This is a genomic window from Leisingera sp. CC-HEC093, assembly GCF_059429195.1.
In genome coordinates, this window is the sequence record NZ_JCAIJR010000001.1 from 1,479,055 (window position 1) to 1,499,325 (window position 20,271).

The 20,271-nt window shown below is 62.7% G+C and carries 18 protein-coding genes and 1 tRNA gene; 10 read left to right on the top strand and 9 right to left on the bottom strand.

Annotated features, from left to right (window positions below):
- Nucleotides 1-105 precede the first annotated feature (105 nt).
- From cysQ to AC5STB_RS07180, 8 genes are all read left to right on the top strand, one after another.
- The gene (cysQ, locus tag AC5STB_RS07145) at nt 106-903 is read left to right on the top strand and encodes a 3'(2'),5'-bisphosphate nucleotidase CysQ (protein WP_495442270.1); all 798 of its coding nucleotides are present in this window, start codon (nt 106-108) and stop codon (nt 901-903) included.
- Nucleotides 903-1,703 (top strand): 3-deoxy-manno-octulosonate cytidylyltransferase, encoded by an 801-nt coding sequence (locus tag AC5STB_RS07150; protein ID WP_495442271.1) that lies wholly within the window; start codon nt 903-905, stop codon nt 1,701-1,703. The genes cysQ and AC5STB_RS07150 overlap by 1 nt, the downstream gene beginning before the upstream one ends.
- A gap of 116 nt (nt 1,704-1,819) precedes the next feature.
- The gene (gene galU, locus AC5STB_RS07155) at nt 1,820-2,713 is read left to right on the top strand and encodes a UTP--glucose-1-phosphate uridylyltransferase GalU (protein ID WP_495442272.1); all 894 of its coding nucleotides are present in this window, start codon (nt 1,820-1,822) and stop codon (nt 2,711-2,713) included.
- 49 nt (nt 2,714-2,762) lie between these two features.
- Nucleotides 2,763-3,746, top strand: coding sequence for a UDP-glucose 4-epimerase GalE (gene galE, locus AC5STB_RS07160; protein WP_495442273.1), 984 nt, complete (start codon nt 2,763-2,765; stop codon nt 3,744-3,746).
- A gap of 2 nt (nt 3,747-3,748) precedes the next feature.
- A complete protein-coding gene (locus tag AC5STB_RS07165; RefSeq protein ID WP_495442274.1) occupies nt 3,749-4,789 on the top strand; it encodes a glycosyltransferase family 2 protein in 1,041 nt (346 codons plus the stop codon).
- 194 nt (nt 4,790-4,983) lie between these two features.
- Nucleotides 4,984-5,970 carry a glycosyltransferase family 2 protein gene (locus AC5STB_RS07170; protein ID WP_495444570.1) on the top strand — a complete coding sequence of 329 codons (987 nt, stop codon included), beginning with the start codon at nt 4,984-4,986 and terminating at the stop codon, nt 5,968-5,970.
- Nucleotides 5,967-7,670 carry a DUF5927 domain-containing protein gene (locus AC5STB_RS07175; RefSeq protein WP_495442275.1) on the top strand — a complete coding sequence of 568 codons (1,704 nt, stop codon included), beginning with the start codon at nt 5,967-5,969 and terminating at the stop codon, nt 7,668-7,670. Before AC5STB_RS07170 ends, AC5STB_RS07175 begins: the two co-directional genes overlap by 4 nt.
- A 6-nt stretch (nt 7,671-7,676) precedes the next feature.
- Nucleotides 7,677-9,113 carry a nodulation protein NodH gene (locus AC5STB_RS07180; RefSeq protein ID WP_495442276.1) on the top strand — a complete coding sequence of 479 codons (1,437 nt, stop codon included), beginning with the start codon at nt 7,677-7,679 and terminating at the stop codon, nt 9,111-9,113.
- A gap of 328 nt (nt 9,114-9,441) precedes the next feature.
- Here the strand turns inward: AC5STB_RS07180 and AC5STB_RS07185 are convergent, their stop codons facing one another.
- The 9 genes from AC5STB_RS07185 to AC5STB_RS07225 form a co-directional block, all read right to left on the bottom strand.
- Complete coding sequence (locus AC5STB_RS07185; protein WP_495442277.1) at nt 9,442-9,906, bottom strand: PTS sugar transporter subunit IIA; 465 nt, start codon at nt 9,904-9,906, stop codon at nt 9,442-9,444.
- A 51-nt stretch (nt 9,907-9,957) separates the two neighbouring features.
- Nucleotides 9,958-10,515, bottom strand: coding sequence for a ribosome hibernation-promoting factor, HPF/YfiA family (gene hpf / locus AC5STB_RS07190; RefSeq protein WP_495442278.1), 558 nt, complete (start codon nt 10,513-10,515; stop codon nt 9,958-9,960).
- A gap of 270 nt (nt 10,516-10,785) precedes the next feature.
- Complete coding sequence (lptB, locus tag AC5STB_RS07195; protein ID WP_495442279.1) at nt 10,786-11,544, bottom strand: LPS export ABC transporter ATP-binding protein; 759 nt, start codon at nt 11,542-11,544, stop codon at nt 10,786-10,788.
- On the bottom strand, nt 11,544-12,056 hold the full coding sequence (locus tag AC5STB_RS07200) for an LptA/OstA family protein (RefSeq protein WP_495442280.1): 513 nt from the start codon (nt 12,054-12,056) through the stop codon (nt 11,544-11,546). Before AC5STB_RS07200 ends, lptB begins: the two co-directional genes overlap by 1 nt.
- A 3-nt stretch (nt 12,057-12,059) precedes the next feature.
- Nucleotides 12,060-12,659 carry a hypothetical protein gene (locus tag AC5STB_RS07205; RefSeq protein ID WP_495442281.1) on the bottom strand — a complete coding sequence of 200 codons (600 nt, stop codon included), beginning with the start codon at nt 12,657-12,659 and terminating at the stop codon, nt 12,060-12,062.
- A gap of 20 nt (nt 12,660-12,679) precedes the next feature.
- On the bottom strand, nt 12,680-13,648 hold the full coding sequence (locus AC5STB_RS07210) for a KpsF/GutQ family sugar-phosphate isomerase (RefSeq protein WP_495442282.1): 969 nt from the start codon (nt 13,646-13,648) through the stop codon (nt 12,680-12,682).
- Nucleotides 13,645-14,259, bottom strand: a complete 615-nt coding sequence (locus AC5STB_RS07215) for a ribonuclease D (RefSeq protein ID WP_222476619.1) — start codon at nt 14,257-14,259, stop codon at nt 13,645-13,647. Before AC5STB_RS07215 ends, AC5STB_RS07210 begins: the two co-directional genes overlap by 4 nt.
- Nucleotides 14,260-14,424: 165 nt before the next feature.
- Nucleotides 14,425-16,290, bottom strand: a complete 1,866-nt coding sequence (locus AC5STB_RS07220) for a M10 family metallopeptidase C-terminal domain-containing protein (RefSeq protein ID WP_495442283.1) — start codon at nt 16,288-16,290, stop codon at nt 14,425-14,427.
- 261 nt (nt 16,291-16,551) lie between these two features.
- Nucleotides 16,552-16,638, bottom strand: a tRNA-Leu gene (locus AC5STB_RS07225).
- A 254-nt stretch (nt 16,639-16,892) separates the two neighbouring features.
- Between AC5STB_RS07225 and AC5STB_RS07230 the strand changes: the two genes are divergently transcribed.
- Both AC5STB_RS07230 and AC5STB_RS07235 read left to right on the top strand, forming a co-directional pair.
- Nucleotides 16,893-19,082, top strand: a complete 2,190-nt coding sequence (locus AC5STB_RS07230; RefSeq protein WP_495442284.1) for a dehydrogenase E1 component subunit alpha/beta — start codon at nt 16,893-16,895, stop codon at nt 19,080-19,082.
- Nucleotides 19,079-20,113, top strand: coding sequence for an ACP S-malonyltransferase (locus AC5STB_RS07235; RefSeq protein ID WP_495442285.1), 1,035 nt, complete (start codon nt 19,079-19,081; stop codon nt 20,111-20,113). The genes AC5STB_RS07230 and AC5STB_RS07235 overlap by 4 nt, the downstream gene beginning before the upstream one ends.
- Nucleotides 20,114-20,271 lie beyond the last annotated feature (158 nt).

Genomic DNA, 20,271 nt, shown 5'->3' on the forward strand with positions numbered 1-20,271 from the left:
GCGTTCTCTGCCCGAATGTGATGCGGCTGCTTGCCGTTCTGCTGTGCGGGCATCATAAGAGGCAAGAGGAAAATTTTCAATTAAACCTGTGTTGGGGAGATCCGCGTGACCTATGACGACCTGGTGCCCGTGATCCGCCGCCTGGCCATTGAGGCCGGTGCGAAGATCATGGAGATCTACAATTCCGATGATTTCGACGTGAAGGTGAAATCCGACGACAGCCCGGTAACCGAAGCGGACGAAGCCGCGGATGCGCTGATTTCGGCAGGGCTGCGGGCGGCGTTTCCGGATATGATGCTGGTCACCGAGGAGCAGGCGGCCTCGCACAAGGAGCGCGGTGAGACGTTCCTGATCGTCGATCCGCTGGACGGCACCAAGGAATTCATCCACCGCCGCGGCGATTTCACCGTCAACATTGCGCTGGTTGAACAGGGGGTGCCGACCCGGGGCGTCGTGTATGCGCCGGCGCGGCAGCGGATGTTCTTTACCCAGGCCGACGGCAGCGCGGTCGAGGAGACCGGTGCCTTTGATCCGGAGACCATCGGCGAGACCCGTGCGATCCGGGTGGCCGACAGCGACAACTCTGCGCTGATGGTGGTGGCGTCGAAATCGCACCGCGATCAGGCGACAGACGATTACATCGGCAAGTATAATGTGAAGGACAGCAAGAGCGCGGGCTCTTCGCTGAAGTTCTGCCTGGTGGCCACCGGCGAGGCGGATATCTATCCGCGCGTCGGCCGCACCATGGAGTGGGACACCGCCGCGGGCCATGCGGTTCTGGCGGGTGCAGGCGGAAAAGTGGTGCGTTTTGACGATCATTCCCCGCTGAAATACGGTAAAGAGGGCTATGCGAACCCGTTCTTCATCGCCTATGCCCCGGCTGTGGACCTGAAGGAAGCCTGATGTCCGTTTTGATTGTCATCCCCGCCCGCTATGCCTCCACCCGCTATCCCGGCAAGCCGCTGGTGCCGCTGACCGGGGCCGGCGGCGAGAAACGCTCGCTGGTCGAGCGGTCCTGGCGGGCGGCCTGTTCGGTGCAGGGCGCGGAGCGGGTGGTGGTGGCGACGGATGACCATCGCATCAGGGAGGCTGCTGAGGCATTTGGCGCCGAGGTGGTGATGACCTCTGAATCTTGCGCCAATGGCACCGAGCGCTGCGCCGAGGCGCATGCGGCGCTGGGCGGCGGCTATGAGATTGTGGTGAACCTGCAGGGCGATGCGCCGCTGACGCCGCATTGGTTTGTCGAGGATCTGGTGGCGGGGCTGCGGGCGGCCCCTGGCATGGGGCTGGCAACGCCGGTGCTGCGCTGCAACGGCGAGACGCTGAACAGCCTGCTGGCGGACCGCAAGGCGGGGCGGGTCGGCGGCACCACTGCAGTATTTGCCGCGGACCATGGTGCGCTCTATTTCTCCAAGGAGGTGGTGCCGTATTGCGGCCAGGTGTACGGGGATGGCGAAAACACGCCGGTCTTTCACCATGTTGGTGTCTATGCCTACCGTCCTGATGCCTTGGCAGCGTATTCTGACTGGGATACAGGGCCGCTGGAACGGCTCGAAGGGCTGGAGCAGCTGCGGTTTCTGGAGAACGGGCGCAAGGTGCTGTGTGTTGAGGTCGAAGCGCGCGGGCGCGAATTCTGGGAGCTGAACAACCCGGAAGACGTGCCGCGCCTGGAGGCCATGATGGAGAAAATGGGGCTCGCGTAGCTGGAATATGGTGATGAGGTCAGATATGCGCATGCTTAGGTTGCGTGAGGGTGCTGCCGTGCGGCACAGTCGGGCAACAGCCGCCGCCCCCGGAAATTGAGTGCAGAGAGAACGACATGCGTAAAAAAGTAACCAAAGCGATTTTTCCGGTTGCAGGTCTGGGGACCCGGTTCCTGCCGGCAACCAAATCGGTTCCCAAGGAAATCATGACCCTGGTCGACCGGCCGCTGGTGCAATATGCCATCGACGAGGCACGTGCCGCCGGGATCAAGGAGTTCATCTTTGTCACCTCCCGCGGGAAGGGCGCGCTGGAAGATTATTTTGACCACTCGCCGGTTCTGGAACAGGAGCTGCGCAAGAAGGGCAAGGACGATCTTCTGGACATCCTGAAGAGCACGGATATGGAATCCGGTGCGATTGCCTATATCCGCCAGCATAAGGCGCTGGGCCTGGGCCATGCGGTTTGGTGCGCCCGCCGCCTGATCGCCAATGAACCCTTTGCGGTGATCCTGCCGGATGACGTGATCGCGGCGGAAACGCCCTGCCTCAAGCAGATGGTCGAGGCCTATGAGGAAACCGGCGGCAACATGGTTGCCGCGATGGAGGTTCCGCGGGAGAAGACGTCGTCCTACGGTGTGCTCGATGTGAAAGAGGACATGGGCCAGGTGGTGGCTGCCAATGGTATGGTAGAGAAGCCCAAGATGGAGGACGCGCCGTCGAACCTGGCGGTGATCGGCCGCTACATCCTGGCGCCGTCGGTTCTGAAGAACCTCAACCAGATGAAGCAGGGCGCAGGCGGCGAAATCCAACTGACCGACGCGATCGCAGAAGACATCGCCCAGGACGTGCCGGTCTACGGCTACCGCTTCCGCGGCCAGCGGTTCGATTGCGGCTCCAAGGCGGGCTTCCTGCAGGCAACCGTGGCCTTTGCGCTGGCGCGCGATGAGCTGCGGGACGATCTGATGAACTACATCACCGAGATCGCGCAGGTCGGCAAGGCCGCGCAGTAACCGCACTGGCCGCCCTTTGGGGCGGCTTTGTTTGCATGGGGCAGAGACAGTGACCAATATCCTCGTGACCGGCGGTGCCGGATACATCGGCTCGCACGCCTGCAAGGCGCTGAAGGCGGCGGGCTATACTCCGGTGACCTATGACAACCTGGTGACCGGCTGGCAGGATGCGGTCAAGTTTGGCCCGTTCGAGAAGGGCGGCCTGAACGACCGGGCGCGGCTGGATGAGGTGTTTGCCCGGTACCAGCCGGCCGCGGTGATGCATTTTGCGGCCCTCAGCCAGGTCGGCGAAGCGATGAGCGCGCCGGGGCGTTACTGGGCCAATAACACCAGCGGGTCGCTGACCCTGATCGAGGCCGCGGTGGCGGCGGGCTGCCTGAACTTCGTGTTCTCCTCGACCTGTGCCACCTATGGCGAGCATGACAATGTGGTGCTGGATGAAAACACGCCGCAGCTGCCGCTGAACGCCTATGGCGCCTCCAAGCGCGCGGTGGAGGATATTCTGAAGGATTTCGGGGCCTCGCACGGGTTGCGGTCAGTGATTTTCCGCTATTTCAACGTGGCGGGTGCTGATCCTGAGGCCGAGGTGGGCGAGTTCCACCGGCCCGAAACCCATCTGGTGCCGCTGGTGCTGGATGCGATTGACGGCAAGCGCGACGCGCTGACCATCTTTGGCACCGACTATGACACCCCGGACGGCACCTGCATCCGCGACTATGTGCATGTCTGCGACCTGGTGGACGCGCATGTTCTGGGCCTGAAGTGGCTGGAAGACGGCAAAGGCAGCCAGGTGTTCAACCTGGGCACCGGCAGCGGGTTTTCAGTGCGCGAGGTGATGGACAAGGCCGAAGCGGTAACCGGACAGAAAGTGCCCTGCAATACCGGTCCCCGCCGGGCGGGCGACTGCACCAAGCTGGTGTCCGGGTCCACCCGCGCGGTCACTGATCTGGGCTGGGAACCGCGCCGGTCCACCCTTGAGGTGATGATCGCCGATGCCTGGAAATGGCATAAGACAGGCCACTACGAGACCTGATAATGGCCAGACCTGCCGCCCCTGACCTGCCTCCGCCGGGCCTGACCGGGGCCTACAGGATGCGGTGGAAGCGGCGGCGGATGCTGTGGCGCGCCCTGCGCGCCCGCCGTCAGATGCAGACAGCAGCGGACCGCACCCGGCAGATCCCCGGCAGCGGCGTTCTGGTTTTCAGCGTGCTTCGCAACGAGATTACCCGGCTGCCCTATTTCCTGGAGCACTACCGGAAGCTGGGGGCCGTCCACTTCCTGATAATCGACAATGGCAGCGATGACGGCAGCGCGGAACTGCTTGCCGCGCAGCCGGATGTCTCCTTGTGGCAAACAGAAGCCAGCTACCGGGATGCGCGCTTTGGCCTGGACTGGCTGGGCTGGCTGCTGATCCGTCATGGCCACGGGCGCTGGTGCCTGACGGTGGATGCGGATGAACTGCTGGTCTATTCCGGCATGGAGGTGCACGGGCTGGACGATCTGACCCGTACGCTGGAGCGGCAGGGGCGTGCCGGGTTTGGCGCGCTGATGCTGGATCTTTACCCCAAGGGGCCGCTGGGCGCACAAGACTGCGCACCGGGACAGGATCCCTCGGAGGTGCTGAAATGGTTTGATACCGGCCCCTACCGGGCGGTGCGGCAGGCGCCGCAGGGCAACCTGTGGGTTCAGGGCGGCGTTCGCGAAAGAGTGTTCTTTCAGGATCAGCCAGCGCGTTCGCCAACCTTGAACAAGCTGCCGCTGGTGCGCTGGAACCGGCGCTACGCCTATATCAATTCCACCCATTCCATGCTGCCGCCGCATATGAATGCGCTTTACGGCGGGCCGGGCGGTGCGGAGCCCTCCGGGGTATTGCTGCATACGAAGTTCCTGCCGGAGATTGTTTCCAAGTCGGCAACGGAAAAGCAGCGGCAGCAGCATTTCCATACGCCGCAGCAGTTTGACAGCTATTACGACCGGATCGCAGACGCGCCGGAACTGTGGCAGGAGGGGTCTGTCCGCTACTGCGGTCCGGACCAGCTGGCAGACCTGGGCCTGATGACCCGGCTTGATTGGTGACCGGTGCGGCAGGTGCCGCGCAGTGTTGCAGCTGCGCCGTGCGCCTGCGTAACTGTTTCTAAATCCATTGTTAATACACTGGGTGCGTGACATATTGCGCGGAAACTTGCCGCCGGCCGGGGTATTAAGGCAGGCAGGCGCGCTCCTTGGAAAAATGGTTTGGAGTAGACGTGGGGCTTTGGGATTCTTACCGGATGCGGTTGCGGCGCAAACGGCGGCTTGTCCGTGCAGTGCGCAAATCCGGTGAACTGACACCCGTTCAGGACCATACCCGATCGATCCGCCCGGATGACATCCTGCTGGTCTGCACCATGCGCAATGAGCAGATCCGCCTGCCCTATTTCCTGCAGTACTACCGCAGTTTAGGCGTCAATCATTTCCTGTTCGTGGACAATGGCTCCTCCGATGGCACCGCGGACTACCTGCGCGGGATGGAGGATGTCTCGCTGTGGCACACCACCGCGAGCTACAAGCGCGCGGGCTTCGGCATTGACTGGATGAACCACCTGAAACGCAAGTACGCGCACGGGCACTGGGTGCTGGTGGTCGATCCGGATGAGTTCTTTATCTACCCGTTCTGCGATACGCGGCCGATCCGGGCGCTGACCGATTGGCTGGATAATTCGGCAATCCGCAGCTTCTCGGCGATGCTGCTGGATGTCTACCCCAAGGGGCGGATCGGCGAGGTGCCCTACCAGCCCGGGCAGAACCCGCTGGAAATCGCGCATTGGTTCGACAGCGGCAACTACACCATCACCCGCAACCCGGAATACGGCAACCTGTGGATTCAGGGCGGGCCGCGGGCGCGGGTGTTCTTTGCCGATGAACCCAAGAAGGCGCCGGCGCTGAACAAGATTCCGCTGGTGAAATGGCACAAGCGGTACGCCTATGCCAGCTCCACCCATGCGCTGCTGCCGCGCGGGCTCAACCAGGTTTATGAGACCAATGGCGGCGAAAAGGCGAGCGGCGCGCTGTTGCACACCAAGTTTCTGGATACCTTTACCGTCAAAGCCGAGGAAGAACTGGCGCGCGGCCAGCACTACCGCGGCTCGGTGGAGTACAAGGCCTATGCCGGCAAGCTGGCAGAGCAGCCGGAGCTGTGGTGCAAGTGGAGCGAAAAATACATCAACTGGCGCCAGCTGGAGATCCTGGGGCTGATGTCCAAGGGGAACTGGGCATGAGCAGCACTGTCGGGGTTGTCATGCTGGTGCACACGGCGCTGGAGCGGGCCGCGCAGGTGGTGCGCCACTGGACCGCCAGCGGCTGCCCGGTGGTGCTGCATGTGGACCGCAAGGTCCGGCACGGCGCGTTTGACCGCTTCCGCCAGTCGCTGGACGGCAACCCGCTGGTGCGGTTTTCCGCCCGGCACCGCTGTGAATGGGGCACCTGGGGGATTGTTGCGGCCTCGCAGTCGGCGTCTGAAGTGATGCTGGCGGAGTTCCCCGATGTGCGCCATGTCTATCTGGCCTCTGGATCCTGCCTGCCGCTCAGGCCGGTGCAGGAGCTGGCCGGTTACCTGGCCGCGCGTCCGGAGACCGATTTCATCGAAAGCGCCACCACTGCGGATGTGCCCTGGATTGTCGGCGGTCTCAGCCATGAGCGGTTCACGCTGCGGTTCCCGTTTTCGTGGAAAAAGCACCGGTATCTGTTTGACCGCTACGTGGCATTGCAGCGCAAGCTGCGATTCAAGCGGCGGATCCCGCCCGGGCTGGTGCCGCATATGGGCAGCCAGTGGTGGTGCCTGACCCGCAAGACCCTGTCGGCGATCCTGGAGGACCCGGAGCGTCCGGCCTATGACGCCTATTTCCGCAAAGTCTGGATCCCTGACGAAAGCTATTTCCAGACCCTGGCGCGGCGGTATTCCAGCAATATCGAGAGCCGCTCGCTGACGCTGAGCAAGTTCGATTTCCAGGGCAAGCCGCATATCTTTTATGACGACCATCTGCAGTTGTTGCGCCGGTCGGATTGTTTTGTCGCGCGGAAGATCTGGCCGCATGCGGAGCGGCTGTATCAGGCGTTCCTGACCGACCCCGCCGGGGCGATGAAACGGACCGAGCCGAACCCCGGCAAGATCGACCGGATCTTTGCCAAGGCGGTGGACCGGCGCACCCGGGGCCGGGCGGGGCTGTATATGCAGAGCCGGTTTCCCGGCCGCGGCTCTGAGAACGGTGTGACCTCTAGCCCCTATTCAGTGTTTCAGGGCTTTGCAGAGCTGTTCGAGGATTTTGAGACCTGGCTGGCCCGGACGACAGGGGCCAGGGTGCATGGCCACCTTTTTGCGCCGGAGGGAGCGGGGTTTTCCGAGGGGCAAAGCCTGATCAATGGCTGTCTTAACGCCAGTGCCGCCGTGCGCGACTATAATCCGGAAAGTTTCCTTACCAGTCTGATCTGGAACACCCGCGGCGAGCGCCAGTGCTTTCAGTTCGGTCCGCGCGCCAACCAGGCGGTGAATTGGATGATGGCGCGGGATTCCAATGCGCAGATCTCCGTCATCAGCGGCGCCTGGGCAATCCCGCTGTTCAAGTCTGACGGCAGCTTCGCCGAGTTGCGCCAGGAGGCCGCCAGGCTGCAGCAGCGGGAGGCTGAGCAGCTGCAGATCCTGCGGTCGCAATGGACCAAGGCGCGGGTGCGGATCTGGACCATGGCAGAGTTTGTCGAGGCGCCGATGGAGCCGTTGCAGACCATCATAGACGAGATCGGCCCGCTGGCCGTGCGGCACCTGAGCGAAGCCCCCAGAATGACCGGTCTTGAAGGCTTCGGTCAGTTCCTGCAGAATCTCAAGAACCAGGGCATGCATCCCTATCTGATGGGGGATTTCCCGGTTGAGCATAGCCCGGTCAACCCGTCCAAGCCGCAGCGAAAACCCTATCTGGTGCGATAAACCCTGATGCCCGAAGCTTCCTTTGATTACTTTGTTGTTCTTGCGGAAATGCGTACCGGCTCCAATTTTCTGGAGACCAACCTGAATGCCTTTGACGGGCTGGCCTGCCATGGGGAGGCGTTCAACCCGCATTTCATCGGCTACCCGAACAGCACCGAAATCCTGGGCGTGACCCAGGCGATGCGCGAAGCGGACCCGGCGCGGCTGATCCAGCAGATCAAGGCGGAACCCGGTCAGCTGGGAGGCTTCCGGTATTTCCATGACCACGACCCGCGGGTGCTGGATCTCATGCTTGAAGATCCGCGCTGCGGCAAGATCATCCTGACGCGCAATCCGCTGGACAGCTATGTGTCCTGGAAGATTGCCCAGGAAACCGGCCAGTGGAAACTGACCAATGTAAAACGCCGCAAAGAGGCCAAGGCGCAGTTCGATGCAGCGGAATTCACTGCCCATACGGCGGCGCTGCAGGATTTCCAGGTCACCCTGCTGAACCGGCTGCAGGCGCTGGGGCAGGCGGCCTTTTACGTGGCCTATGAGGATCTGCAAAGCCTTGACGTGATGAACGGGCTGGCCCGCTGGCTGGGCGTTGGGCAGCAGCTGGAGGCGCTGGACGAAAGCCTGAAGCGGCAGAACCCGGAACCGGTGCTGGCCAAGGTGGCCAATCCTGATGAAATGCAGGCGGCGCTGTCCGGCATGGACTGGTTCAACCTGACCCGGACGCCGAACTTTGAGCCGCGCCGCGGCCCGGCAGTGCCGGGGTATGTGGCCGGCGTTGTGACGCCGCTGCTGTATCTGCCGTTGAAGGGCGGGCCGGAGGCTGAGGTGGTTCAGTGGATGGCGGGGCTGGACCATGTGGCGCCGGAGGGGCTGATCCACGGCATGAACCAGAAGCAATTGCGCCTGTGGAAACGCGGCAACAAGGGATTTCGCAGCTTTACCGTGCTGCGCCATCCGGCCGCGCGGGCGCATGCCGTGTTCTGCCGGCGGATCCTGAATGCCGGCCCGGGCAGCTACAGGCAGATCCGCAACACGCTGCGAAGGCAGTTCAAGCTGCCCGTTCCGGAGGAAGGCCCGGGCCCCGGTTATTCATGCGGCAGGCACCGCGAGGCCTTTGCGGGATTTTTGGAGTTTGTGAAGGCCAGTCTGGCAGGGCAGACCTCTGTCCGGCTCGATGCGGAATGGGCGACGCAGAGCCAGGCGCTGGCCGGGTTTGCCGAATTGGGCTTGCCGGATCTGCTGATCCGCGAGGGCGAAATGGGCGAGGACCTGCCTGCGCTGGCCCGCAAGCTGGGCCGGATGGAGCCGGGCGTTGTACGGGAGGCGGCCCCTGATGAGCCTTTTGCGCTGGCGGACATTTATGATGCGGACCTGGAGGCGCTGATCGCCTCAGTCTACCAGCGTGATTACCTGGCCTTCGGCTTCGGGCCCTGGCTGCCGCGCTGAATCCTCTGCCTCCGCCGCAAAGGAGACGCTCCCGCGCCCGCCGGATGTTCAGCAGGCTGACCAGCCGGATCGGCCTTGGGCCGGGCGCCGCACGGGGTGCGGCGCGGGTCTGGCGTGCCCCTGCCTGACGTGCGCGTGCCGGGTTTCAGAAATGCCTTTGATAGGGACCCCCTGCACGGACCGGGGCCGGAGGCCGCGGTTCGTGCCTGGCCCAACGGGAAGAGCGCTGCCGGAAGGCGGCCGATGACGGGCGGGAGAGCTGCCGGAATGACAGAGCTGAGGTGCTTGTGAGGGAGCTTAGGCTGTCCGGCCGGCGCTGCCCGGTGCCTCAGGCGGCCTGGACAGACTGGCCTTCGGTCAGGATGGTGTACAGCGTGGCCGGGTCGTGGTTGGCCCGCAGCTTGGTGCAGAAGCTCTGCTCGCGCAGGGTGCGGGATACCAATGCCAACGCTTTCAAATGCTCGACACCGGCGTCCTCGGGTGCAAACAGGGCAAAGGCAATGTCCACCGGTTGGCGGTCCACGGCGCCGAAATCCAGCGGTTTTTCCAGGATCAGGAAGGTGCCGCAGACCTCGCTGATGGTATCGAGCCGGGCATGCGGCAGGGCGACGCCATGGCCGACCCCGGTGGGGCCGAGGCTTTCGCGGTCCAGCAAAGCCTCGACAGTGCCTTGGGCGTCGAGCCCGTACGCGCCTTGAGCAACATCAGCGATTTCCTGGAACAGGCGCTTCTTGCTGGAGACCGCGCCGATAACCCGGACGGCCTCTGGCTTGAGGATGCTGGAAATCTGCATGTGTCTGCTCCGTTCCGGCGCCCCTGCGGGGCGCCGATGCCTTGGGTGTGTTTACGGATCGATCCAGCCGATGTTGCCGTCTTCACGGCGGTAGACCACGTTCAATCCGTCTTTGCCTTCATTGCGGAAGACCAGGACCGGGGCGCCTGCCAGCTCCATCTGCATCACCGCTTCCCCGACAGACAGGGAGGGGATGCGGGTCTCCATTTCGGCGACGATGATCGGCTGCAGCGAGTCCGGTTCTGAATCCGCTTCTTCAGAGGCGAGGATATACGAATTGGCGCCCAGATGTTCAACCGGTTCGCTGCGGTCCTTGTGGTGATCCTTCAGACGGCGCTTGTAGCGGCGCAGCTGCTTTTCCATTTTTTCGCAGCAGGCGTCGAAAGCGGAGTAGATTTCGGTTTCGTGGGCCTTGGCCTGCGCGCTCAAACCGGTCGACAGGTGGACGGTGGCTTCACACACATACTCATGCGCCGAACGGGAAAAGACCACAGTCGCGTCGGTTGGCCGTTCGGCGTATTTTTGAACGGCCGAACCCAGCTCATTCTGCACATGAACCTGCAGAGCTTCGCCGATGTCGATCTGTTTGCCGCTGATTTTGTAACGCATGTGATCTCCTTCACAATTTATTGCGGCCGGGCCCGCTGCCAAGGCAATCCTTGGCAGTGTCACATCAGGTCCGGATCCGGGGGGCAGGCCAGCCGTCCGGTTGCATCCGTCCGGGCCTTGTCGCCAAGGCTGTTGTTCGGACTGCATCGGACTGCGCGTATGCCATGGGTCAATTCGACGGCAAGACAGCGGGAGAGTCAATGGATAACGCGAAAAAAGAGGCCCGGTTTGCGGCGGGTTTTCGCGCCCGGAAAGCGGCGGCAGAAAGGGTCAGGAAATGCGGAAATTATCCCCTAAGTAGACCCTGCGGACGTTCTCGTTCTCGACCACTTCTTCGGGGCTTCCGGACATCAGAACCTGGCCGTCATGCAGGATATACGCACGGTCGACGATCTCTAGCGTTTCGCGCACATTGTGATCGGTGATCAGCACCCCGATGCCGCGTTTCTTGAGGTCGGCGACCAGGTGGCGGATGTCGCCGACCGAGATCGGGTCGACCCCGGCAAAGGGTTCATCAAGCAGCAGGTACTTGGGGTCGGCGGCCAGGCAGCGGGCGATTTCCACCCGGCGCCGTTCACCGCCTGACAGCGCAAGCGCGGGTGCGCGGCGCAGGTGCTCGATCGAGAAATCGGACAGCAGTTCTTCCAGCCGCTCCCGCCGTTTGTGCTCGTGCTTTTGCGAGATATCCAGCACCGCGGAGATGTTGTCCTCAACCGACAGGCCGCGGAAGATCGACATTTCCTGCGGCAGGTAGCCGATGCCCAAGCGTGCCCGGCGGTACATCGGCAGGCCGGTGACGTTCTGGCCGTCGATGCTGACGGTGCCGGCCTCGGGAAAGACGAGGCCCGCGATGGCATAGAAGCTGGTGGTTTTGCCGGAGCCGTTGGGGCCCAGCAGCGCCACCACCTCGCCGCGGTTGAGGGACATGGACACGTCCCGGATCACCACTTTCTTACGGTAGGATTTTCGCAGCCGTTCGATGCGCAGGCCGGAGGAGCCTTCGGTGACGGTGAGTTTGGGTTTCGCCATCAGTTGCTTCCGCCGTTCGGGTTGAGGATGGTCTTGACCCGACCGTCCATTTTGGCAGTTCCGGACGTCAGGTCCACCTCCAGCCTGTTTGAGGCCAGTGTGCCGGTTTTCTGGGTCACCAGAACGTCGCCGGTCATCACGATCGCGCCCTGGTCGATGGTGTATTCGGCATAGCGGGACTCGGCGGCGTCAGGGCCGCTGACCAGCACCACATTGCCGGTGGCCTCCAGCCGTTCGATGCCGGCCTTGGCGCCGCTTTCGCTGGCCGTTTTGTAGATCACCAGCACATTGTCGGCGGACAGCCGCATAATACCTTGCACAATCAGCACATTGCCGGTGAATTCAGCGGAGCCGTCGGCCTGATTGACCGCCAGGTTATCGGCGGTCACCTCAACCGGCAGGCTGGGGTCGGCTTCGGCCGTGCCGAAAGCCACAGAGGCGGTTTGCGCCGCTGCGAGGCCGGGAAATACGGCGAGCGGCAGACAAAGAATAAATGCACGCAAATGAGACACAGGCTATCTTTCCGGTTTCTGGGGTTCGTATAGCAGTTTCACCCCGTTTTTGAACACCATATGAACCGGGCCGCCCGCGGTTTTTGTCCGGATCTGCATATTGCCAGCGGTCAGATCGCCAATCGCTCCTGTCGCCCGGACCGGACCGGGGCTACTGGCCTCCAGCCCGCTCAGCGCCGTGTCCAAGACCTCTGTCTGGACGACCAGGCCATCGGTCGAGGTGATGATCACATTGCCGGTGAACCGGGCGAGGTCCTGGTCCGGCTGAATGGCCCCGGTTTCGGAAACAAGGGTGATACGGCCTCCGCCCGCCAGTTTGAATTCGGCAGAGAGGTCGCTGGCGACCGGTGCTGTCCCGCTGCGGCCGGGAAGGGCCAGCGCGGCGGTGACCATGATCTCGTCGCCCCGCGTGGTGGTGCCTGAAAAGAACGGGGCGGTGACTTGCTGGCCCTTCATCCGTTCCTCGACCTCCTTCTCGGCGAAGGGGATCACGGCATCGGTGTTCACCCCGCGCGAGATCAGGAACAGAGTCGACAGCAGCACCAGGGCTGCCAGCGGCAGCAGCACCTTGAGATAGGCGACGGCTCTGGAATGGCTGTCCATGCTTGTTCCCGGCCTCCGTGTCAGCCCAGGCCCGCGCGCAGGCAGTCATGGATGTGCAGCAGGCCCTCGGCCTTCCGGCCGTTATCCGGGTCGACGACGAACAGGCAGGTGATCTTGCGTTTGTTCATCACCGCAACCGCCTCTTGCGCCATGGCGCCGGGGGCGATGGTGGCGGGGGCAATGGTCATCACTTCTGCCGCGGTCTTGTCCAGCAGGCCGTCCATGTGGCGGCGCAGGTCGCCATCGGTGATGATGCCGGCCAGCGAGCCGTCGGCGGCAGCAACGCCTGCGACGCCAAACCCTTTCTGGCTGATTTCGATCAGTGCATCGGCCATCGGGGTGGTTTCAGAGACCAGCGGCAGGGCATCGTCCGCGTGCATCAGGTCGCGCACCTTGCTGAGCTGCGCGCCGAGCTTGCCGCCCGGGTGGAAGTCGCGGAAGTTTTCCGGCCGGAAATCGCGGTGCTTCATCAGTGCAATCGCCAGTGCGTCGCCCATCGCCAGGGTCAGCGTGGTGGAGATCGAGGGCACCATGCCAAAGCCGCAGGCCTCGCCCAGTGAGGGGATTTGCAGATGCACGTCAGCCTGTTTCATCAGGGTGCTGTTCATTTTGCTGGACAGGCCGATCAGCGGGATTGCGAAACGGCGGGTGAAGGTCAGCAGGTTGGCCAGTTCCGGGGCCTCGCCTGAGTTCGAAATCGCCAGCACCACGTCGCCTTCGGACAACATGCCCAGGTCGCCGTGGCTGGCCTCAGCCGGGTGCACGAAATAGGCCGGCGTGCCGGTGGAAGCCAGCGTCGCCGCGATCTTATGGCCGATATGGCCGGACTTGCCTATGCCGCTGATGATGATGCGGCCCTTGGCCTGCAGGATCAGCTGAACAGCTTCGGCAAAACGTTCATCCAGGCTGTCGGCCAGGGTGTCCAGCGCTTTGGCCTCATCGGTGATCACCTGCCGCGCGGTGACAAGGAATTGCTCGGTATCGGTCATGAGTGGGCAAAAATGTCGGTTTCGGGCCAGCCGGCCAGGTCCAGCTTGGCGCGGGTTGGAAGGAAGTCGAAACAGGCCTGGGCCATTTCGGTGCGGCCCTCACGGGCCAGGCGTTTGTCCAGGGCATCGCGCAGCTTATGCAGGTGCAACACGTCCGAAGCGGCATAGTCGAGCTGCGCTTCGGTCAGTTCTTCGGCGCCCCAGTCGCTCATCTGCTGCTGCTTGGAGATGTCGATGCCCAAAAGTTCCTGGGTGAGATTCTTGAGGCCGTGGCGGTCGGTATAGGTGCGCACCAGGCGGCTGGCGATCTTGGTGCAATAGACCGGTGCTGCCAGGGCGCCGAAAGCGTGGTGCATCGCGGCAATGTCGAAGCGGCCGAAATGAAAGAGTTTCAGCACATTGGCGTCTTCCAGCATGCGGCACAGGTTGGGGGCTGCGGCCTGTCCCTTTTCCACCTGCACGATATGGGCATTGCCGTCGCCGCCGGACATCTGGATCACGCAGAGCCGGTCGCGGTGCGGGTTCAGCCCCATGGTCTCGCAGTCGATGGCAACAACGGGACCTAGGTCCAGCCCGTCGGGCAGGTCGTTCTTGTACAGGTAATTGGCCACTGAAATTCCCTTTTGATGTTCACCGCGCCGGGCTGTGCTGCAGACGAAATAGGCACTTTGCTCCGCAAACTCAACTGCGCCATAAAAAGGGAAGTGCTGCTAAGAAATGCTGAATAACACCGCCCTGCGGGCAAGTCCTTTGCAGGGCGGTGCTTTTGGCACTGGTCAGAAGATGAAGTCGTCCGCTGAAAGGCTAGTCAGCAACGCATCTTCAAGCAGGACCGAGCTGTTTGCGCCGGTTGTAATCCGGACACCGTCAGCGGTTTGCACGGCGTCTGCCAGAACATCGTCCAGACCGTCGAACCCGGACAGCCGGGAGAGGTTGATGCGGTCGATGCTTTGGCCGGCGGTGAAATCCAGGATCCGGTCATGGCCATGGCTGCCGGCAAACACAAAGACATCGCGGCCTGTGCCGCCGGTCAGGATGTCATCCCCTGCTCCGCCATTCAGCAAGTCGCGGCCGCTGCCGCCGTCCAGCCGGTCACGTCCGGCGCCGCCGAACAGCCGGTCATTCGCGTTGCCGCCGTTCAGCCGGTCGATCTGGGTGCCGCCGAACAGCCTGCCGTTGCCGCCGCCGCCCAGATGGTCGTTGCCGGTGTTTCCAAACAGCCGGTCATTGCCATTTCCGCCAAACAGACGGTCGCTGCCGCCCATCGCCCGGACGGAATCGTCACCGTCTTGCGTGCGGATGTCATTGGCGGCGCTGTTGCCGGTCACTGTGTCATTTCCGGCGCCGGTGATCAGGTTTTCGACAACTGTGCCGCGCGCAATCCCGATGTTGCCAGCCAAGCCGCCAGCGTCCGAAAAATGCTCCTGGCGCAAATCGGCACGGCTTGCCGTGTCGAAACCGCTGAGGTCCAATGTGTCTGTGCCGCTGTGATCGTTGATTGTGAAGGCTACAGGTTCGCCTTCGTAGTTGGCTTGGTTTCCGAACAGATCGCCAAGAGCACCAGGCAGGCTGGAATCCGGACCCCATACTGTGTCGCCTGCTGTTGCGCTGCTGCTGCCGGGCGCGCCGTAAAGCTCTTGTATCGCAATGATGTCTGCCATCATCGGTGTCAGCAGATAGGCATGGCTGGCGTCCACGCTCGTGTTATCTGTCTGACTGAAATAGGACATGATTGACAGCTGCCAGCTGTCGTTGGCGAATTCCTCGCTGGACCCGTAAGTCGCGGTGCCGTTGTAGTCGCCCTGGTGTCCCAGCCCAAGCGCATGGCCAACCTCGTGAATGTAGGTCTGGAGGGAGTAGCTGTCGATGCTGGTGCCAAATTCGGTCAACCAGGGACGCGAGACGTTCACAATCGATGAGGTTATCACGCCGTTCGTCACCTCAGAAGTCGAGTACGCACCTGCCTCGCTGTCTATGAATGTGATATCCGCGCTGTCGCTGGTGGTCTCGGAGAACTCGATGCCGGCGACCATCTCCCAGGCCTCCAAGGCCCAGCGTGCGAGTTGCTGGCCCTCCGCTGTCAGCCCGGTCAAATTTACGGTAATCACATGGCTTTCTGACGTGTCAAAGCTTCTACGGCTTCGGGTGCTGTCCTCCCAGTAACCGTCTGTCAGATAGCCTGCCAAGTCATTCAGAGACCCATGCGGAGCCGGTGCATCCAGATCAGTTGAGATTGTGTAGCTGCCAGAATGACGGTCGGCATATGAGCCCGCGCTAATGTAGTAAGTGCCGGTGGCGGTCGCAGTAAAGGAAATAGCGGAATCAAAACCTGGCCCGCTGTCATCATCGCTGCGGATCAGGCTGCCCTGGCCATTGTACAGCCGCAGGTAGGGGTCGCTCAACGTGCCGCCGCCGCTGATTGAGCCGCTCAGTTCAATTTCGTAGGTTTCACCTTCTGTCAGTGTGATTGCAACCCAATCCCGGTCGCCGACTCTGGACAGTGTGCCTTGGAACGTGTCGCCGGGGGACATGCTGTATGAGGTCCAGGTCCCATGGCCTGCGTCCGAGATTTCGACAATCCTGGCGGAGCTAACATTGTCCTGATCTTCGGATGCGGCACGTTCAATGCAATCTAAACACATGAAATATATTCCTGTTGGCCTTCTTCGCGTGGTGAAAACCGTAATACCGTTAAATCAACTATTGGTGGCGGCTTGTCCCCGCCTGCAATCTGTGCGCTTTAATCATTTTTAATGAGTTGAGAAAAGTGCGGTCGTTTTTATTCTGTCGGAAATGCGGCAAAAACGTTGCGTGAACCGATTGCAATTAGCGCAGGAAGCAAAAGAAAACAGATGCTTGCGCTTTGGGCTCGCAAACGGAAACAGTATGTTGCTGAAAGGGAATGGTGCCCAGGAGAGGACTCGAACCTCCACGTCCATACGGACACTAGCACCTGAAGCTAGCGCGTCTACCAATTCCGCCACCTGGGCAGGTGTCGTGAAACCGGCGTATAAGCGGAGTCGCAGGCAGCGTCAAACGGAAATGGCGGGCAGAGCTGCAGGCCGCGGGTTCACCAGTTTACGGGTTGCCGCCGCAAACGCGGCCCTGTGAACTCTCCTGTGACAAGCTGGACTGATTTGCAGCGTTGGCATTCCGTTTTGGAATGATGCCAGAACGCAAACTCATTAGCTTTGGGTAACGCTTTCGCGGATAAAGGCACGGTCATTCAGCGCAAGGAGGCCGCATGGACCGCGCCCAGATCGTGCATCAGAATTTCCTGGACCGGGTCAAGGCCGGGCAACTTCCCGCAGGGGCTGCACCAAGCGGGCCGCTGGCTGCGGCTGAGGCCGTTTCAACATTCCGCGCGCAGGTGCTGAGCCGGGCGCTGGATCTGACCAGCCGGGACATGCAGAAAGCGGGGCAGGGGTTCTACACCATAGGCTCCTCAGGGCATGAGGGGATGGCGGCGGTGGCCCGCGCCCTGCGCCCGGCCGACATGGCGTTCCTTCATTACCGCGATGCCGCATTCCAGATCGCCCGCGCCGATCAGGTGCCGGGGCAGCGGATTGCCTGGGACATGCTGCTGTCCTTTGCCTGCTCCAGCGAAGACCCCACCTCGGGCGGGCGGCACAAGGTGCTGGGCTCCAAGGCGCTGATGATCCCGCCGCAGACTTCGACCATTGCCAGTCATTTGCCCAAGGCGGTGGGTACCGCCTATTCCATCGGTGCAGCCAAGCGCAACAAGCCGGAGCATCAGTTGTTGCCGGAGGATGCCATCGTCATGTGTTCCTTCGGCGATGCATCCGCCAACCACTCGACGGCCCAGGGTGCGATCAATACGGCAGGCTGGACTTCGGTTCAGTCGGTGCCTTTGCCCTTGCTGTTTGTCTGCGAGGACAACGGCATCGGCATTTCGACGAAGACGCCGAAAGGGTGGATTGAGGCTTCGATGGCGGGGCGGCCCGGCATCAGGTATTTCAAGGCGGACGGGCTGGATATCTACAACGCCTTTGCGGTGGCGCAGGAGGCGGCGGAGTATGTGCGGACGCACAAGAAGCCCGCGTTCCTGCATCTGCGCACTGTGCGCCTGTACGGCCACGCCGGGGCGGATGTGCCGACCACCTATATGGCCAAGGCAGAGGTGGAGGCGGATGAGGCCAACGATCCGCTGCTGCATTCGGTGCGGCTGCTGGATGAGGCCGGGGCATTGAAGCCGGCCGAGGCGCTGAAAATCTACACGGACACCTGCGCGCGGGTGGAGCGGATCCGGGCGGAAGCGGTGACGCGGCCGCATTTGAAAACCGCAGAAGATGTCGCGGCCAGCCTGATCCCGCCCAAGCGGGAGTGCGCGCCCACCAACGGTCCCAGTGCTGAGGCACGCCTCGGCGCTTTCGGCAGCGACATGCGGGCGATGGAGGAGCTGCAGCCAATGTCGCGCCTGATCAATTGGGCGCTGACCGATCTGATGCTGGAACACGGCGAGATCGTCATGATGGGCGAGGATGTGGGCCGCAAGGGCGGGGTCTACGGCGTCAGCCAAAAGCTGCAGCAGCGGTTCGGGCCGGACCGGGTGATCGACACGCTGCTGGATGAGCAGTCGATCCTGGGGCTGGCGATCGGCATGGGGCACAACGGCTTCCTGCCCATCCCGGAGATTCAGTTCCTTGCCTATCTGCACAATGCCGAGGACCAGCTGCGCGGGGAGGCGGCGACGCTGCCGTTCTTCTCCAGCGGGCAGTTTTCCAACCCGATGCTGCTGCGGATTGCCGGGCTTGGCTACCAGAAAGGGTTTGGCGGGCATTTCCACAATGATAACTCGCTGGCGGTGCTGCGCGATATTCCGGGGCTGGTGATTGCCTGCCCTTCGGACGGGGCGGAGGCTGCGATGATGATGCGCGAGGCGGTGCGGCTGGCGCGCGAGGAGCAGCGGGTGGTGGTCTTTGTCGAACCCATCGCGCTGTATCCGATGCGGGACCTGCATGAGGTGAAGGACGGCGGCTGGATGCGGATCTATCCCTCGCCGAACCAGCGCATTGCCTTGGGCGAGGTTGGCGTGCATGGGGATGGCACCGATCTCGCCATCGTGACCTATGGCAATGGACGCTACCTCTCGGCCCAGGCGCAGGCAGAGCTGGCGGAGAACGGTGTGAATGCGCGCATTGTCGATCTCCGCTGGCTGGCGCCCCTGCCCGTTGAGGCGCTGCTGAAAGCTGTCGAGGGATGCAAGAATGTGCTGATTGTCGATGAATGCCGCATTACCGGCAGCCAGTCGGAGGCATTGATGGCGTTGTTTGCTGAGCAGAGTGATCTTCCCGCAGCCCGGATAGCCGCCAGCGATTGCTTCATCGCAACCGGGCCGGCCTATGGCGCGACGCTGCCGTCGAAGTGCAGCATAGTTGAGGCCGCGATGAAGCTGGCAGGAGGCAAGACATGACCCGCACTGCTGTTTTGATCTGCCCGGGCCGGGGCACCTATAACAAGTCGGAGCTGGGCTATTTGCACCGCCATCACGCGGACAAGGCGGCTTTGTTTGCGGATTTTGACGCGCAGCGCCGGGGCGCCGGGCAGGAAGAGGTCACTGCGCTGGACGGTGCCACGCGGTTTTCCGTGTCGAAGTATTCACGCGGGGACATTGCCTCGCCGCTGATCTATGCGTCCGCACTGGCGGATGCCCGGTCGCTGGCAGGGGATATCGAGGTGGTTGCTGTCACCGGCAACTCGATGGGCTGGTACATCGCGCTGGCAGCGGGTGGGGCGCTGAGCGCGGCGCACGGGTTCGAGGTGGTGAACACTATGGGCACGCTGATGCAGGAGCAGCTGATCGGCGGCCAGCTGGTCTATCCCTTTGCCGGGCCGGATTGGCAAAACAATCCCGCGCGCAAAGCGGAGCTGCTGGCGCTGGCTGCAGAGATCGATGCACGCGAAGGCCACGACCTGGCGCTGTCCATTGATCTGGGCGGCGTGCTGGTGCTGGCCGGGAACGAGGCCGGGCTGGCGGCGTTTGAGGGTGTTGTGCCGGTGATTGAGGAGCGTTTCCCGATGCGGCTGGCCAACCATGCGGCGTTTCACACCCGCCTGCAGGCGCCGGTGGCGGCGGAGGGGCGCAAGCGGCTTAGCGCGGATATGTTCACCCAGCCGGAGGTGCCGTTGATCGACGGGCGCGGGCAGATCTGGTGGCCGGGTGCCACGGACACACAGGCTTTGTGGGACTACACCTTGGGGCATCAGGTGGTGGAGCCCTATGATTTCACCCGCGCGGTGCAGAATGCGGCCTATGAGTTTGCGCCGGATCTGTTCATCGTGACCGGTCCGGGCACCACGCTGGGCGGCGCGGTGGCGCAATTGCTGGTGCAGGCGGGCTGGCAGGGAATGACCGGAAAGGACGCCTTCAAAGCACGCCAGGCCGAAGCGCCGCTGCTGGTTTCGATGGGCGATGCGGCGCAGCGGTTTTTGGCAGCGGGCTGATCAAGTGGCCGAGGCGGCTCCCGCGTCTGTTGCCTGCATCGCAGATGCCGGCAAAGCAGCCTTGGACGCGGCACTGCCCTGCGCGCAGTGCGGAAGAGATCTGCCCAGAAGGCTGTGTCTGAGGTGTGGAGAGTTCACTCCCGCCTCAAGGGTAAACC

Coding starts and splice junctions, on each gene's coding strand:
- AC5STB_RS07150 (WP_495442271.1), top strand. CDS start 903: ATGTCCGTTTTGATTGTCATCCCCGCCCGCTATGCCTCCACCCGCTAT.
- AC5STB_RS07205 (WP_495442281.1), bottom strand. CDS start 12,659: ATGGACAGCCATTCCAGAGCCGTCGCCTATCTCAAGGTGCTGCTGCCG.
- AC5STB_RS07170 (WP_495444570.1), top strand. CDS start 4,984: ATGCGGTTGCGGCGCAAACGGCGGCTTGTCCGTGCAGTGCGCAAATCC.
- hpf (WP_495442278.1), bottom strand. CDS start 10,515: ATGCGTTACAAAATCAGCGGCAAACAGATCGACATCGGCGAAGCTCTG.
- galU (WP_495442272.1), top strand. CDS start 1,820: ATGCGTAAAAAAGTAACCAAAGCGATTTTTCCGGTTGCAGGTCTGGGG.
- AC5STB_RS07185 (WP_495442277.1), bottom strand. CDS start 9,906: ATGCAGATTTCCAGCATCCTCAAGCCAGAGGCCGTCCGGGTTATCGGC.
- AC5STB_RS07165 (WP_495442274.1), top strand. CDS start 3,749: ATGGCCAGACCTGCCGCCCCTGACCTGCCTCCGCCGGGCCTGACCGGG.
- lptB (WP_495442279.1), bottom strand. CDS start 11,544: ATGGCGAAACCCAAACTCACCGTCACCGAAGGCTCCTCCGGCCTGCGC.
- AC5STB_RS07230 (WP_495442284.1), top strand. CDS start 16,893: ATGGACCGCGCCCAGATCGTGCATCAGAATTTCCTGGACCGGGTCAAG.
- AC5STB_RS07235 (WP_495442285.1), top strand. CDS start 19,079: ATGACCCGCACTGCTGTTTTGATCTGCCCGGGCCGGGGCACCTATAAC.
- AC5STB_RS07175 (WP_495442275.1), top strand. CDS start 5,967: ATGAGCAGCACTGTCGGGGTTGTCATGCTGGTGCACACGGCGCTGGAG.
- AC5STB_RS07180 (WP_495442276.1), top strand. CDS start 7,677: ATGCCCGAAGCTTCCTTTGATTACTTTGTTGTTCTTGCGGAAATGCGT.
- AC5STB_RS07220 (WP_495442283.1), bottom strand. CDS start 16,290: ATGTGTTTAGATTGCATTGAACGTGCCGCATCCGAAGATCAGGACAAT.
- AC5STB_RS07210 (WP_495442282.1), bottom strand. CDS start 13,648: ATGACCGATACCGAGCAATTCCTTGTCACCGCGCGGCAGGTGATCACC.